The 15,281-nt window shown below is 59.9% G+C and carries 12 protein-coding genes; 8 read left to right on the forward strand and 4 right to left on the reverse strand.

Features of this window, described 5'->3' with window-relative positions; translation table 11 throughout:
- Positions 1-11 precede the first annotated feature (11 nt).
- Positions 12-2,267: an Orn/Lys/Arg family decarboxylase gene (locus tag AC3WMT_RS07365; protein WP_103303507.1), complete on the reverse strand. Its 2,256-nt coding sequence runs from the start codon at positions 2,265-2,267 to the stop codon at positions 12-14.
- 246 nt (positions 2,268-2,513) lie between these two features.
- The gene (gene dnaQ / locus AC3WMT_RS07370) at positions 2,514-3,272 is read right to left on the reverse strand and encodes a DNA polymerase III subunit epsilon (protein WP_103303506.1); all 759 of its coding nucleotides are present in this window, start codon (positions 3,270-3,272) and stop codon (positions 2,514-2,516) included.
- A 188-nt stretch (positions 3,273-3,460) separates the two neighbouring features.
- Between dnaQ and AC3WMT_RS07375 the strand changes: the two genes are divergently transcribed.
- Positions 3,461-3,766, forward strand: a complete 306-nt coding sequence (locus tag AC3WMT_RS07375; protein ID WP_103303505.1) for a DUF2388 domain-containing protein — start codon at positions 3,461-3,463, stop codon at positions 3,764-3,766.
- Between the two features lie 120 nt (positions 3,767-3,886).
- Here the strand turns inward: AC3WMT_RS07375 and rnhA are convergent, their stop codons facing one another.
- Positions 3,887-4,357 carry a ribonuclease HI gene (gene rnhA / locus AC3WMT_RS07380; protein WP_064390484.1) on the reverse strand — a complete coding sequence of 157 codons (471 nt, stop codon included), beginning with the start codon at positions 4,355-4,357 and terminating at the stop codon, positions 3,887-3,889.
- Between the two features lie 91 nt (positions 4,358-4,448).
- Positions 4,449-5,207: a class I SAM-dependent methyltransferase gene (locus tag AC3WMT_RS07385; RefSeq protein ID WP_103303504.1), complete on the reverse strand. Its 759-nt coding sequence runs from the start codon at positions 5,205-5,207 to the stop codon at positions 4,449-4,451.
- 66 nt (positions 5,208-5,273) lie between these two features.
- Here AC3WMT_RS07385 and gloB point away from each other — a divergent pair, with 66 nt between their 5' ends.
- The 7 genes from gloB (at position 5,274) to AC3WMT_RS07420 (ending at position 15,274) form a co-directional block, all read left to right on the forward strand.
- Positions 5,274-6,041 (forward strand): hydroxyacylglutathione hydrolase, encoded by a 768-nt coding sequence (gene gloB / locus AC3WMT_RS07390; protein ID WP_103303576.1) that lies wholly within the window; start codon positions 5,274-5,276, stop codon positions 6,039-6,041.
- 99 nt (positions 6,042-6,140) lie between these two features.
- Positions 6,141-7,604, forward strand: a complete 1,464-nt coding sequence (locus tag AC3WMT_RS07395) for a transglycosylase SLT domain-containing protein (RefSeq protein WP_103303503.1) — start codon at positions 6,141-6,143, stop codon at positions 7,602-7,604.
- 288 nt (positions 7,605-7,892) lie between these two features.
- Entirely contained in the window at positions 7,893-9,725 is a 1,833-nt protein-coding gene (locus AC3WMT_RS07400) for an extracellular solute-binding protein (RefSeq protein ID WP_103303502.1), read from the forward strand.
- Positions 9,722-11,563, forward strand: coding sequence for an extracellular solute-binding protein (locus AC3WMT_RS07405; protein ID WP_103303501.1), 1,842 nt, complete (start codon positions 9,722-9,724; stop codon positions 11,561-11,563). The genes AC3WMT_RS07400 and AC3WMT_RS07405 overlap by 4 nt, the downstream gene beginning before the upstream one ends.
- 4 nt (positions 11,564-11,567) lie before the next feature.
- On the forward strand, positions 11,568-12,641 hold the full coding sequence (locus AC3WMT_RS07410) for a microcin C ABC transporter permease YejB (protein WP_103303500.1): 1,074 nt from the start codon (positions 11,568-11,570) through the stop codon (positions 12,639-12,641).
- Position 12,642: 1 nt separating this feature from the next.
- Complete coding sequence (locus AC3WMT_RS07415; RefSeq protein ID WP_103303499.1) at positions 12,643-13,662, forward strand: ABC transporter permease; 1,020 nt, start codon at positions 12,643-12,645, stop codon at positions 13,660-13,662.
- Position 13,663: 1 nt separating this feature from the next.
- Positions 13,664-15,274 (forward strand): ABC transporter ATP-binding protein, encoded by a 1,611-nt coding sequence (locus tag AC3WMT_RS07420; RefSeq protein WP_103303498.1) that lies wholly within the window; start codon positions 13,664-13,666, stop codon positions 15,272-15,274.
- Positions 15,275-15,281: the final 7 nt, after the last annotated feature.

Here is a 15,281-nt window from a genome sequence, read left to right on the forward strand (position 1 = left end):
GGGAAAAGTCCTCATTCCTTTACGCAATCGACGGTGTAGTGCCGTCCATTGCCTTCATCTTCATGTTGCAGTCCATGCACATCGGCGACAAAACCGGGAAAGCTGCTATCGAACGTGCGGGCAAATTTCAGGTAATCAATGATCGAGCGGGTCGATTCGGTAAAGCGCTCGCCGGGCATGATCAACGGGATGCCCGGCGGGTACGGCACCAGCATTACCGCAGCAACCCGGCCTTCCAGCTCATCGATCGGCACCGCCTCGACTTCACCGCGCACCAGATGATCGTAGGCGTAAGCCGGTTTCATGGCGATTTCCGGCAGCACCGTGTACATGCGCTTGAGATGTTTGGCGGTGGCATTGCTGCGATAGCAGGCGTGCAATTGATCGCACAGATCACGCAGGCCCGTGCCGCGATAGCGCGCGGTGTCTTCCTGGGCGACACACGGCAGGCATGTGGCCAGACTGACGTTGGCGTCGTAACTGCGTTTGAATTCCAGCAACTCGGTAAGCAGCGTGCTCCATTTACCTTTGGTAATGCCCATGGAGAACAGCACCAGAAACGAATACAGCCCGGTCTTCTCCACCACCAGCCCGCGCTCCCAGAGGAACTTGCTGACCACGGCGGCGGGGATGCCCTTCTCGCTTAACGCGCCGCCGGCATTAAGGCCCGGCATCACCAACGTGACCTTGATCGGATCGAGCAAGACGTAATCGTCACTGACTTCGCCGAAACCGTGCCATTCGGCGTCCGGCTGCAGCAGCCAGTCTGCGGTTTGCACGCGGTCGATGCCTTCGACTCCCGGCGGCTGCCAGATCGAAAACCACCAGTCATCGGCCGCGATGTGCTGGCGCAGATTGGCCAGCGCACGGCGAAAACTCAGGGCTTCGTCAAAGGTTTCCTGCAACAGAGAGCGCCCGGCCGGGCCTTCCATCATCGCCGAAGCGACATCCAGCGAGGCGATGATGCTGTACTGCGGCGACGTCGAGATATGCATCATGAACGCTTCGTTGAAACGATCCCGATCCAGTTGCCGCGCGCCGCCGTCCTGCACATGGATCATCGACGCCTGACTGAACGCGGCGAGCAGTTTGTGCGTGGAATGGGTGGTGAACACCAGCGGACTGTCTTCGCTGCGCGAGGTGGCCATGCCGTAGCGCCCGGCGAAAAACTCGTGAAACGCCGCGTAGGCGTACCAGGCTTCGTCGAAGTGCAGCACCTCGACACTGTTGCCGAGGTGCTGCTTGATCAGCTCGGCGTTATAGCAGAGCCCGTCGTAGGTCGAATTGGTCACTACCGCAAGCTTCACTTTCGGTGCGCGGCCCTTGGTCAACGGGCTGGCATCGATCTTGGCCTGGATTGATTCGCGGCTGAACTCACTGAGCGGAATCGGGCCGATGATCCCCAGCTCATTACGCTCCGGGCACAGGTACAACGGGATCGCGCCAGTCATGATGATCGCGTGCAACACCGATTTGTGGCAGTTGCGATCGACCAGCACCAGATCGTCGCGCGCAACCATCGAGTGCCAGACGATCTTGTTGGCGGTCGAGGTGCCATTGATCACGAAAAAGGTGTGATCGGCGCCGAAATTGCGCGCCGCCCTTGCCTCAGCTTCAGCAAGCGGGCCGGTGTGATCGAGCAGCGAACCCAGTTCCGGCACCGAGACCGACAAGTCCGAACGCAGCGTGTTTTCACCAAAGAACTGATGGAACGCCTGCCCCACCGGACTCTTGTGATACGCCACGCCGCCGCCATGACCGGGGGTGTGCCAGGAATAATTGGAATCGGCGGTGTGCTGCACCAGCGCTTTGAAAAACGGTGGCAGCAGGCCGTCCAGGTACTTGCGCGCCGCCCGCGCCACTTGCCGGGCGAGGAACGGTACGGTGTCTTCGAACAGATAAAGAATGCCGCGCAGTTGATTGAGTTCGGCCATGGCATCGGCCGGGGCGTTCTCCAGAGTGACCTGTTCGCCCAAGGCAAAGATCGGCAGATCCGGTGCGCGCACCCGCGCCAGGCCAATCAGTTCGGCCATGTTCTGCAACAGATGAGAATTCGTGCTGGCGTCCTCGGCGGCAATCAGCATGCACGCGAGGCCATGATGGGTCGAAGCCACCAGACGCCCTTCGGCGTAATCGGTGGCCGAAACGATACTGAAACCTTCCTGCTCCAACTCCCGGGCGATGCCACGGATACGGTCACCGGCGACCGTGTCGGCCTTGATATCGCGATGGACGATCAACACCGGAAACTTCAAATCTTTGTACATGGGGCTCAGTGTCCTGAGGCGGCGGTTTCGGATCCGCCAATGCACTCAGGGTAGAGGGTTGCAGCGAAAGGCGCGAGGGTGGCCACTTGGCTTCATGCGCCGGCGTACTGCTTTTGTTGCGAGGGCGCTTGCTCCCGCTTGGGCGCGAAGCATCCCCTTCGCACTCTTTCAGACAAAACGGGTGTACAGGTTTTGCGACTGCTTCGCAGCCGAGCGGGAGCAAGCTCCCTCGCCACAGAAGATCTCTCAGGCTTGGGCGTCAGCCTCGGCAATCTGAGTCCACAGCGCCGGGCCACCGGCAGACTTGGCGATGATTTCCAGGCGCACCTGATGCGCCGCCAGCTCTTCTTCCGTGGCACGAATGATCCGGCTTGGCCGACGATCAGCAGGCAAACGACGGATCTCGGTAGCGGAGTTGTCCGCGCCCTCGCCCGAACCATTACCGTCCGACGCGTTGCCGGCCAGCGACAGGCTGGTCTGGCCACCGGTCATGGTCAGGTAAACGTCGGCGAGAATCTCCGAGTCGAGCAAAGCGCCGTGCAGTTCACGGCCGGAGTTGTCGACGCCATAACGTTTGCACAACGCATCGAGGCTGTTGCGCTGCCCCGGGTGACGCTCCCGAGCCATCATCAGGGTGTCGAGGATCGAGCAATGCTGCGTGATGTCGGCGCGATCGTGCTGACCCATCAAGGCGAATTCGTTGTTGATGAAGCCAACGTCGAACGCCGCGTTATGGATGATCAGCTGTGCGCCCTTGATGAACTCGAAGAACTCATCGGCGACTTCGGCAAAACGTGGCTTGCCGACCAGGAATTCGTTGGTGATGCCGTGGACGCCGATGGCGCCTTCATCACTCTCGCGATCCGGTTGCAGATAAACGTGAAAATGCCGGCCCGTCAGGCGCCGACCGATCAGTTCGACACAGCCGATTTCGATAATCCGGTGACCATCGGTCACCGGCATGCCGGTGGTTTCGGTATCGAGTACAACGGATCTGGTGGCCATCAGTGCTCAGCTCTCAACGGGTCAATCGTGCAAAAACGCGGATGTTAACACGCCGGCAGGGTGAGTCGCGCACCGCCAGGTGATCGGCGCTCATGCAGTTTTTAACAATCATTAGCAATGTTCATAAAGTCTGCCGGGAATCGACTTGTTAGCGTGCGCGGCTTGTTTCCCACGGATTTGAACGCGTCATGAAGACTGCACAGGTTTTATTGCTGGGCGGCTGTTTGCTGATTGCGCAAGCGCATGCCACCAGTTTCGTCATCAGCACCGACATCACCATGAGCCTGATTCTCAGCTCCAGCAAAGGCACCAGCGGATCGTTCAAGGACGACAAGATTGTGCTGGCGGCGAAAGATGATGCGGCGGCGTTTGTGGGGAGTGGCGGGGAGATTCGCGGGGCGCGGATGGAGGCGGCGTTTTTGCGGATTCGCGAGGTGCTGAAGGATTCGGTGTACACCGACCAGCAACTGGCCGAGGCTATTTTGATTCTGTGAGTCCGCGTTATCGTTCTTCGCGATCAGGCTCGCTCCCACATTGGATCTGTGTCGTGCACAAAGCCCCTGTGGCAGCGGGCTTGCTCGAGAATGGCCGCACCGCAGTACGTCAGGAACGACTCAGGTCTGCTTGTAACCGCGAACCTCATCTACGCCACGATTGGCGAGTTGGTCAGCCCGCTCGTTACCGTGATGCCCAATGTGCCCGCGCACCCACTTCCACGTGACCTTGTGGCGATTGACCTGCTCATCCAGCTCCTTCCACAGGTCAGCATTTTTTACCGGTTCTTTCGCAGCAGTTTTCCAGCCGCGCTTTTTCCAGTTGGCCATCCACTCGTTGATGCCCTTCATCACGTACTGTGAGTCGGTCACCAGCAGCACTTCGCACGGGCGCTTGAGCGCTTCGAGGCCACGGATGGCGCCGAGCAACTCCATACGGTTGTTGGTGGTGTTGGCCTCGCCGCCCCACAGTTCCTTTTCGACGCCCTTGCACACCAGCAACGCGCCCCAGCCGCCCGGGCCGGGGTTGCCCTTGCAGGCGCCATCGGTGAACAGTTCTACGGTGTCGACGCTTTCAACGCTTTCGCTCATGCCACTCTATCCAGAATAAATGTTTGCCTCACCGATCACGGATCGACGATAGCCCGGGCCGGGACACACCCGACCACAAATAAAAGAAGGTTTACGGTTCGATACGGCGACGGTTGACCTTGGCCATTGGCAGCGGAATCAGCTTGCCCATCGGCTCGCGACGTTCCTGACGCAGCGGCCGCAGCCCGACCACGATCTTGCGCGCGACCAATAAATAGAAGCCGCCACCCGACAATTGCCAGTCACCGGCCTTGCGCTCCCAGCCGGCCAGACGGGCCTGCCACTTGGGCGACGCGAGCGGCGGACGATAGCACCCGAAGCGGCGTTTCTCCAGCGCAAAGCCCAGCAGATTGAGCCAGTCGGCGACCCGTGATGGCGAGATGCAACGGGCCTGACGCAAGGCATCGTGGGCGAATACGTGACGCAGGCCCCAAGTGCTCCAGGGGTTGATGCCGATGATCAGCAGATGCCCGCCGGGGCGCACGCTGCTCGCCGCTTCACGCAGCAAACCGTGGGGCGACAGACAGAAATCCAGACCGTGCTGCATTACTACGACATCGGCAGCATGTTCGCTGAGCGGCCAGGCTTGCTCTTCGCAGACGATTTCGACACCGGGCAACGGCGCACCGAGGCGCACATTACGCTGCACTTGCGGCGCTGCCGGCGGGGTTTCGGCGGATGGCCCGTAATGCACCAGATAACCACCAAAGAACCGGCCCAGCTCGTCTTCGAGCATGCGCCGCTCTTCATCGAGCAGAAACTGCCCGAGCGGGCCCGACAGCCATTCGCGGGCGGCGCTGATCAACGCCAGCCAGTCGGGATCGGCCTGAGCGAACGCTTTATCGGTCATGTCATTCTCCAACGCGCCAGGAACTACTAAGATGCGCCAATGTTTTCCGCTTGGCGAATTCCGACGATGATACAGATCAGTGCCCTGCCCGCGTTCACCGACAACTACATCTGGTTGTTACAGGATCACCGCAGCCAACGCTGCGCGGTGGTCGATCCGGGCGATGCCGCGCCCGTCCAGGCCTGGCTCGCCGCCCATCCGGGCTGGGTACTGAGCGACATTCTGATCACCCACCATCACCATGACCACGTCGGTGGCGTCGAACGCTTGAAAGCGGCGACCGGTGCGAAAGTTTACGGCCCGGCCAGCGAAAACATCCCGGCACGGGACGTGGCCCTCAAGGATAACGACAACGTCAGCGTGCTCGGCTGGGACTTCGATGTCTATGCGGTGCCCGGTCACACCTTGGGACACATTGCCTATTATCACCACGGCCTGCTGTTCTGCGGTGACACTCTGTTTGCAGCCGGTTGCGGCCGCTTGTTCGAGGGTACTCCAGAGCAAATGCATCATTCGCTGAGCCGCCTCGCCGCGTTGCCTGAAGATACGCTGGTCTACTGCACCCACGAATACACCCTGAGCAATCTCAAGTTTGCCGCTGCCGTCGAGCCGAGTAACCCGGACATTGCCGCCCGTCTGGAAAAAGTCATCCAGCAACGGCAGAACGGCGTCATGACCCTGCCCTCGACCCTTGCCCTGGAAAAGCTCACAAATCCGTTTTTGCGCACCTCTGAAACATTAGTTACACAAAAAGTGGACGAACGGACAGGCGCTCAAAACCGGGCGCCGAGTGAGGTTTTTGCGGCCCTGCGGGCATGGAAAGATAAGTTCTAAGTGACTCACGGCTTGGTACAAAAATTCTGAATGGTTGACCGCAAGGGGTGCGCTTTCTAGAATCGCCCGACATTTTTGCCCGGAACTTACTTCCAGCCAATGTCGTCATCCATACGTAAGTCCGTCAATTCAGACGCATTGACCCGCCTGGCGCAAGCCATTGCGGTGGCTGTGTCCGCCACGCTGGCGGGCTGTTCCAGCCATGCTCCGCAGACTGAAGCGACGCATACGCCGAATATCGCTGCGCGAGCCAAGCAGAAGCCGATCTGGCTGAGCGAGAAGCCCAGCCCACAGGTTCCCCAGGACATCTGGGAGCGCATGCGCCAAGGCTTCCAGTTGCAGGAAGGCCTGGGCGTAAACCCGCGCATCGAGCAACAGCGCCTGTGGTTCGCCAGTAATCCCTCTTTCCTCGAGAATGCCGGCGAACGCGGCAGTCTCTACATCCACTACATCGTCGAACGCCTCGAAGAACGCAACATGCCGCTGGAACTGGCCCTGCTGCCAGTGATTGAAAGCGCCTACAACCCGATGGCCTATTCCCGCGCCGATGCGGTGGGCCTGTGGCAATTCATTCCTTCCACCGGGCGTTACTTCAACCTGCGCCAGACCCGTTTCTATGATGGCCGTCGCGATATCACCGCCTCGACCACCGCGGCGATGGATTACCTGACCCGTCTGCACGACATGTTCAACGGCGACTGGCTGCTGGCCCTGGCGGCGTACAACGCCGGCGAAGGCACGGTCAGCCGCGCCATCGAACGTAACGAGAAGCTTGGCCTGCCAACCGATTACTGGAACCTGCCGCTGCCGGCGGAAACCCAGGCGTACGTGCCGAAGCTGCTGGCCCTGTCGCAAGTGGTACTGGCACCGGAAGCCTACGGGGTCAACCTCAACCCGATCGCCAATGAACCGTACTTCCAGGTCGTCGAGATCAACCAGCGCATGGACCTGTCCAAGGTTGCTGCCGTTGCCAACATCGACGAAGACGAACTGTTCCAGCTCAATCCGGCGTTCAAGCAGCGCACCACCATCGACGGCCCTCAGCATCTGCTGGTACCAACGTCGAAGGCGCAATTGCTGACGGCCAGTCTGCAAACCATGCGTCCGGAAGAGCTGATCAGCCCGCGTTCACTGAAACCGGTGTTCGAAGGCGCCGATCCTTCGGAAGTGGCGCAGCTCAAGCGCGCCTATCGCGTGAAGCGTGGCGACAACCTCGGTTCCATCGCCAAGGCCAACAAGGTTGAAGTCAAGGATCTGCAGCGCTGGAACAAGCTGACCGGCAAGAACCTCAAGGTCGGCCAGACCCTCGTCATGCAGGACACCACCAAGCGCGCTCCGGCGCGCAAGTCCGGCCGGGTCAACACGGTAATTGCGGCCAACAGCAAAAGCAAAGGCAATGACGACAGCCAGCAGCAGACCCAATACAAGGTCAAACGCGGCGACACGCTGTACGTGGTCGCCAAGCGTTTCAACGTTGAGATGCAACATCTCAAGCGCTGGAATCCGGGTGCGGGCAAGGCGTTGAAACCGGGGCAGATGCTTACGGTTTATCAGTCGCGTTGATAAAAGAGCCCCTGAAATTTCAGGGGCTTTTTTATTGCCGATTGTTTTGTGCCAGGCGGAACCCTGTGGCGAGGGGATTTATCCCCGATGGACTGTGCAGCAGCCCGCTTCTTGAAGAGCAAAGAAGGGCTGCTCCGCACCCCATCGGGGATAAATCCCCTCACCACAAGTAAATAGGCTCAACATCGCGCAGCGATTAACCTGCCATTAACCCCCGATCTTTTTCCTGTCCAGACAAGCTGTTACTGTACGGCCCACTAAGCCCAAGCCGCCTGGATCGGATCTGACTTGAAGCGTCCCCTCCTCCTGCTCCTGATCAGCCTGGCCTTGAGCTCAACCGCAAGCGCGACGATTACCGAAAGTCACGGTTATGCGCAGTTCGGCACGCTCAAGTACCCGGCCAGATTTACCCACTTCGACTGGGTCAACCCGCAAGCGCCCAAGGGCGGTACGTTGCGGGTGATGGCGTTCGGCACCTTCGATACGGTAAACCCTTACACTTTCAAGGGCACCAGCCCGGTCACCACGCCAAATTTCCTCCAGTACGGCATCAACGAGCTGAACGAGCCGCTGATGGTCGGCACCGGCCAATACTCGCCGTCCGGTGATGAACCGGCGTCCAGTTATGGCTTGATCGCGCAATCGGTGGAGTACAGCGAGGACCGCAGCTGGGTCGTCTTCAATCTGCGCCCCGAAGCCCGCTTTCACGACAGCACACCCATCACCGCCTACGACGTCGCCTTCTCCTACCGAACGCTGCTCAAGGACGGTCATCCGCTGTACCGCACGGCCCTGCAGGAAGTGCTGCGGGTGGACATCCTCAACAAGCAGCGCATTCGCTTCGTGATGAAACGCTCGGGCAATCCGCTGTTGATCCTGCGTCTCGGTGAGTTGCCGGTGCTGCCGCAGCATTACTGGAAAGACCGCGATTTCAAAGCGACCACTTTTGAGCCGCCACTGGGCAGCGGGCCGTATCGCATTACTTCGGTGACACCGGGTCGGCAGTTGATCTTCGAACGGGTCAAGGATTACTGGGGCAAGGACTTGCCGGTCAATCGCGGCAAGTACAACTTCGATCGCATGGAGGTCGAGTTCTACCGTGACAGCGACGTCGCCTTCGAAGCCTTCAAGGCCGGCGAGTTCGATATCTACATCGAGCATCAGGCCAAGAACTGGGCCAACGGCTACAACTTCCCGGCGATACGCCGTGGCGACGTGATCAAGGCGCAGATCCCGCATCAGATCCCGACCCAGAGCCAGGGCCTGTTCATGAACACCCGCCGCGCAACGTTTTCCGACGTGAAGACCCGCGAAGCGCTGGGCCTGATGTTCGACTTCGAATGGACCAACCGCGCACTGTTCAGCGACGCCTACAAGCGCACCACCAGCTATTACCCCAACAGCGAGTTTTCCGCGACGGGCCTGCCGGTCGGGCATGAATGGCTGATGCTCAAGCCGTACAAGGAGCAATTGCCGGCCAAGTTGTTCACCGAGCCGTTCACCCTGCCGCAAACCGACGGTCGCGGCATTCCTCGGGAAACCATGCGCAAAGCCCTGGCCCTGCTCGCCGAGGCCGGCTGGAAGCTCAACGGTCAGCGCCTGCAAAACGCCAACGGCCAGCCGTTGAGTTTCGAGCTGCTGCTGGTCAATCCGAACCTTGAGCGGATCCTCCAGCCGTACATTGAAAACCTCAATAGCATCGGCATCGATGCACGCCTGCGCACGGTGGATCGCGCCCAGTACAAACAGCGCCTCGATCAGTTCGACTTCGACATGATCCTGATGACGCTCAACCAGACCCTCAGCCCGGGCCTGGAGCAATGGCAGTACTTCCACTCCAGCCAGGTCGGGGTCAAGGGCAGCAAGAATTACGCGGGCATCGCCAATCCTGTGGTCGATCACCTGCTTGAACAATTGCTCGCCGCGCAAACCCGCGATGAACAGGTCGCCGCCGGCAAGGCGCTCGATCGCGTGCTGCTCTGGCAGCACTACAGCATTCCCAACTGGTACCTCAATTATCACCGTCTGGCCTACCGCAACCGGTTGGCCTTCGTCACCACGCCGCCCTATACCCTGGGCTTGAGCGCGTGGTGGCTGAAATCTTCGGAGAAAGATCAATGAGCCCCATCCGCGCCCTGCTCGTGCAGGCCAGCGGTCTGTTGTTCGCAGGGCTGGCCTTCGCCGCCCCGCAGCACGCCGTGACCCTGTACAACGAGCCGCCGAAATACCCGGCCGATTTCAAGCAATTCGATTACGTGAACGCCGATGCGCCCAAGGGCGGAGTCTTCCGTCAGGCCGGTTTCGGCGGGTTCGATAGCCTCAACCCGTTCATCAGCAAAGGCGTGCCGGCCGATGACATCGGGCAGATCTACGACACCCTGACCAAGCACAGCCTCGACGAGCCGTTCACCGAGTACGGCCTGATCGCCCGCCAGATCGAAAAAGCCCCGGACAACAGCTGGGTGCGTTTCTACCTGCGCCCCGAAGCGCACTTCCACGACGGTCACCCGGTACGCGCCGAGGACGTGGTGTTCAGTTTCAACACCCTGACCAAAGAAGGTTCGCCGCTGTTTCGTGGTTACTACAGCGATGTCGCCGAAGTCATCGCCGAAGACCCGCTCAAGGTGCTGTTCAAGTTCAAGCACACCAATAACCGCGAATTGCCGCTGATTCTCGGCCAGTTACCCGTGCTGCCGAAACACTGGTGGGCCGATCGCGATTTCAGCAAAGGTAATCTGGAAATTCCGCTCGGCAGTGGCCCATACAAGGTCGCCGAAGTGAAGGCCGGCCGTTCGGTGCGTTACGAACGGGTCAAGGACTACTGGGGCAAGGATCTGCCAGTCAATCGCGGCTTTTACAATTTCGACGTGATGACTACCGATTACTACCGCGACAACACCGTCGCCCTCGAAGCGCTGAAGGCCGGCCAGTTCGATTACTGGCTGGAAATGACCGCGAAGAACTGGGCCAACGCCTACAACATCCCGGCGGTCACCGAAGGTCGCTTGATCAAGGAACAGATCGCCAACAGCAATCCGACCGGCATGCAGGGCTTCGTCTTCAACCTGCGCCGCCCGGTGTTTCAGGATGCACGCGTGCGTCAGGCGCTCGGTCTGCTGTTCGACTTCGAATGGACCAACAAACAACTGTTCAACGGTGCCTACTTCCGCACCCGCAGCTATTTCGAGAACTCGGAGATGGCCGCCACCGGCCTGCCTGATGCCGATCAACGGGCGATCCTCGAGCCGTTCCGCAGCAAGCTGCCGGCGCAGGTGTTCAGCGAAGCCTTCGAGAACCCGAAGACCGACGCCAGCGGCATGATCCGCACCCAACAGCGCGAGGCTTATCAACTGCTGCAAGAAGCTGGCTGGAAGATCGTCGACGACAAAATGGTCGACGCCACCGGCAAACCGGTGGTCATCGAGTTCCTTCTCGCCCAGACCGAATTCGAACGCGTGTTGCTGCCGTTCAAACGCAACCTCAGCGACCTCGGCATCGATCTGGTGATCCGTCGCGTCGACGTCTCGCAGTACATCAACCGTGTGCGCTCGCGGGACTTCGACATGGTGGTCGGCAGCTTCCCGCAGTCCAACTCGCCGGGGAACGAACAGCGCGAGTACTGGATGAGCGCCGCCGCCGACAAACCGAGCAGTCGCAACACCATGGGTTTGAAGGATCCGATCGTCGATCAACTGGTCGAGAACCTGATCAACGCCGATTCACGCAAAAATCTGGTGGCCCACGCCCGGGCGCTGGATCGCGTGTTGCAGTGGGGCTATTACGTGGTTCCCAACTGGCACATCAAGACGTGGCGCGTGGCGTACTGGAACCACATCGGCCACCCCAAAGTTTCCCCCAAGTACGACATCGGCATTAACACCTGGTGGGTAAAACCCGATGCGAAACCTGCGGTAGAAGTGCAAAACCAACTGCAAGCCGAACCTGTGGGCACGGAGTAATCAGATGCTGGCGTACATTTTTCGACGACTGTTGCTGATCATCCCGACCTTGTTCGGCATTTTGCTGATCAACTTTGTGATCATCCAGGCCGCGCCCGGTGGACCGGTGGAGCAGATGATCGCCAAACTTGAAGGCTTCGAGGGCGCCACCAGCCGTATTGCCGGCGGTGGTGCCGAGGTGTCGGTGGCCGGCTCGTCCTATCGCGGCGCGCAAGGCCTGGACCCGGCGCTGATCAAGGAAATCGAGCACATGTACGGGTTCGACAAATCGGCCCCGGAACGCCTGTGGATCATGGTCAAGAACTACGCGAAGCTGGATTTCGGCGACAGTTTCTTCCGCGACGCCAAGGTCATCGACCTGATCAAGGAAAAAATGCCGGTGTCGATCTCGCTGGGACTGTGGAGCACGCTGATCATGTACCTGGTGTCGATCCCGCTGGGGATCGCCAAAGCCACGCGGCACGGCAGTCACTTCGACGTCTGGACCAGTTCGGCGATCATCGTCGGCTACGCGATCCCGGCATTCCTCTTTGCGATCCTGCTGATCGTGGTGTTTGCCGGCGGCAGTTATCTGGACTGGTTCCCGTTACGCGGGCTGACCTCGAACAACTTCGATGAACTGAGCCTGGGCGGCAAGATCCTTGACTACTTCTGGCACTTGGCGTTGCCGGTGACGGCGCTGGTGATCGGCAACTTCGCGACCATGACCCTGCTGACCAAAAACAGCTTTCTCGACGAGATCAACAAGCAATACGTGGTCACCGCCAAGGCCAAGGGGCTGACCCGTCATCGTGTGCTTTACGGCCATGTGTTCCGCAACGCCATGCTGTTGGTGATCGCCGGATTCCCGTCGGCGTTCATCGGCATTTTCTTCACCGGCTCGTTGCTGGTCGAGGTGATCTTCTCCCTCGACGGCCTCGGACTGATGAGTTTCGAAGCGGCGATCAACCGCGATTACCCGGTGGTGTTCGGCACCCTGTTCATCTTCACCCTGCTGGGGCTGGTGGTGAAACTGATCGGCGACCTCACCTACACCCTGGTCGATCCGCGCATCGACTTCGAAAGCCGGGAGCATTGAGATGAACCTGTCCCCTCTCAACCGCCGCCGCTTCGAACTGTTCAAGGCCAACAAGCGTGGCTGGTGGTCACTGTGGCTGTTTCTGGTGCTGTTCGGGCTAAGCCTGGGCGCCGAGCTGATCGCCAACGACAAGCCGCTGGTGGTGCATTACGACAACAACTGGTATTTCCCGGCGGTCAAGCGCTACCCGGAAACCGCCTTCGGCGGCGAATTCCCGCTGGAAGCCAACTACAAGAGCCCGTACATCCGCGAACTGCTCAAGGCCAAGGATGCGTGGGTGTTGTGGGCGCCGATCCCCTACAGCTACCAGAGCATCAACTACGACCTGAAGGTCCCGGCGCCGGCTCCGCCCTCGGCGGACAACCTGCTCGGCACTGACGATCAAGGTCGTGATGTGCTGGCGCGGGTCATTTACGGTTTCCGTATTTCGGTGCTGTTTGCCCTGACGTTGACCGTGTTGAGTTCGATCATTGGCGTGATTGCCGGTGCGTTGCAGGGTTTCTATGGCGGCTGGGTCGATCTGGCTGGCCAGCGCTTTCTGGAGATCTGGTCGGGTTTGCCAGTGCTGTATTTGCTGATCATTCTGGCCAGTTTCGTCCAGCCGAATTTCTGGTGGCTGCTGGGGATCATGCTGCTGTTTTCGTGGATGAGCCTGGTCGATGTGGTGCGCGCCGAGTTCCTCCGTGGCCGCAACCTCGAATACGTGCGCGCAGCTCGGGCGCTAGGCATGCAGAACGGTGCGATCATGTTCCGCCACATCCTGCCCAACGCCATGGTCTCGACCATGACCTTTATGCCGTTCATCCTCACCGGCGCCATCGGCACCCTCACCGCGCTGGACTTCCTTGGTTTCGGCTTGCCGGCCGGCAGTCCGTCGCTGGGTGAACTGGTCGCGCAGGGCAAGTCCAACCTGCAAGCACCGTGGCTGGGCATGAGCGCGTTTGCCGTGCTGGCGCTGATGTTGAGTTTGCTGGTGTTTATCGGCGAGTCCGCTCGCGATGCCTTCGACCCGAGGAAGTGAAATGAATCAGGACAATCTGATCGAAGTACGCGACCTCGCCGTCGAATTCGGTTTCGGCGAGCGTATGCACCGGGTCGTCGAAGGCGTGAGCTTCGACATCAAGCGCGGCGAAACCCTGGCGCTGGTCGGCGAATCCGGCTCGGGCAAATCGGTGACGGCACACTCGATCCTGCGCCTGCTGCCCTACCCGATGGCGCGTCATCCGGCTGGCAGCATCAACTATGCCGGGCAAAACCTGCTGGGCCTCAGCGAAAAAACCATCCGCCACATTCGCGGCAATCGTATCGCGATGATTTTTCAGGAACCGATGACGTCGCTGAATCCGCTGCACTCGATCGAGAAGCAGATCAACGAAGTCCTCGGCATCCACAAAGGCCTGACCGGCAAAGTCGCGACCAAGCGCACGCTGGAGCTGCTGGAGATGGTTGGCATCCCCGAGCCGCACAAGCGCCTCAAGGCCCTGCCCCACGAATTGTCCGGCGGTCAGCGTCAGCGGGTGATGATCGCCATGGCCCTGGCCAACGAGCCGGAACTACTGATTGCCGACGAACCGACCACGGCTCTGGACGTGACCGTTCAGCTGAAAATCCTCGATTTGCTCAAGGAATTGCAGGCCAGATTGGGCATGTCGCTGCTACTGATCAGTCACGATTTGAACCTGGTGCGAAGAATTGCGCATCGCGTATGTGTCATGCAGCGCGGTTGCATCGTCGAACAGGCATCGTGCGCAGAGCTGTTCCGTTCGCCGCAGCATCCGTACACTCGGGAATTGCTCGGCGCGGAGCCCAGCGGAGGCCCGGCGAGCAATAAAATCGGGGCGCCGCTGCTCGAAGTCGAGAACCTGAAAGTCTGGTTCCCGATCAAGAAAGGCCTGCTCAAGCGCACGGTGGATTACGTCAAGGCAGTGGACGGCATCAATTTCAGCCTGCCTCAGGGTCAGACTCTGGGGATTGTGGGGGAAAGCGGTTCCGGCAAATCCACGCTGGGTCTGGCGATTTTGCGGCTGATCGGCAGCAAAGGCGCCATTCGTTTTGAAGGCAAGCAGCTAGACTGCCTGACGCAGAACGAGGTTCGCCCGTTGCGTCGGGAGATGCAGGTGGTGTTTCAGGACCCGTTTGGCAGCCTGAGCCCGCGTATGTGCGTCAGCGATATCGTTGGCGAAGGCCTGCGGATTCACAAGATGGGTACCGCCGCCGAGCAGGAAGCGGCGATCATTGCGGCATTGAAGGAGGTAGGTCTGGATCCGGAAACCCGGCACCGCTACCCCCACGAATTTTCCGGTGGGCAGCGGCAACGAATCGCCATTGCCCGGGCCCTGGTGCTGAAACCGGCGCTGATTCTGCTGGACGAGCCGACATCCGCGCTCGACCGGACGGTGCAGCGGCAAGTGGTGGAGCTGTTGCGTTCACTGCAAGCCAAGTACAACCTGACGTATTTGTTCATCAGCCATGATCTGGCTGTTGTTAAAGCGCTGAGCCACCAGTTGATGGTGGTCAAGCATGGCCAAGTGGTCGAACAGGGAGACGCGCAAGAAATCTTTGCCGCCCCCCAACATCCGTATACACAGCAGTTGCTGGAAGCCGCTTTTTTGGCACCAGCCACTGCGCAATAACCTGAAA

It is taken from the genome of Pseudomonas sp. FW305-7 (assembly GCF_058786735.1).

What these genes read in the sequence shown, in the direction of transcription:
- AC3WMT_RS07420 (WP_103303498.1), top strand. Translation starts at nt 13,664, where the DNA reads ATGAATCAGGACAATCTGATCGAAGTACGCGACCTCGCCGTCGAATTC.
- AC3WMT_RS07405 (WP_103303501.1), top strand. Translation starts at nt 9,722, where the DNA reads ATGAGCCCCATCCGCGCCCTGCTCGTGCAGGCCAGCGGTCTGTTGTTC.
- gloB (WP_103303576.1), top strand. Translation starts at nt 5,274, where the DNA reads ATGATACAGATCAGTGCCCTGCCCGCGTTCACCGACAACTACATCTGG.
- AC3WMT_RS07410 (WP_103303500.1), top strand. Translation starts at nt 11,568, where the DNA reads ATGCTGGCGTACATTTTTCGACGACTGTTGCTGATCATCCCGACCTTG.
- AC3WMT_RS07385 (WP_103303504.1), bottom strand. Translation starts at nt 5,207, where the DNA reads ATGACCGATAAAGCGTTCGCTCAGGCCGATCCCGACTGGCTGGCGTTG.
- AC3WMT_RS07375 (WP_103303505.1), top strand. Translation starts at nt 3,461, where the DNA reads ATGAAGACTGCACAGGTTTTATTGCTGGGCGGCTGTTTGCTGATTGCG.
- AC3WMT_RS07395 (WP_103303503.1), top strand. Translation starts at nt 6,141, where the DNA reads ATGTCGTCATCCATACGTAAGTCCGTCAATTCAGACGCATTGACCCGC.
- rnhA (WP_064390484.1), bottom strand. Translation starts at nt 4,357, where the DNA reads ATGAGCGAAAGCGTTGAAAGCGTCGACACCGTAGAACTGTTCACCGAT.
- AC3WMT_RS07365 (WP_103303507.1), bottom strand. Translation starts at nt 2,267, where the DNA reads ATGTACAAAGATTTGAAGTTTCCGGTGTTGATCGTCCATCGCGATATC.
- AC3WMT_RS07415 (WP_103303499.1), top strand. Translation starts at nt 12,643, where the DNA reads ATGAACCTGTCCCCTCTCAACCGCCGCCGCTTCGAACTGTTCAAGGCC.
- dnaQ (WP_103303506.1), bottom strand. Translation starts at nt 3,272, where the DNA reads ATGGCCACCAGATCCGTTGTACTCGATACCGAAACCACCGGCATGCCG.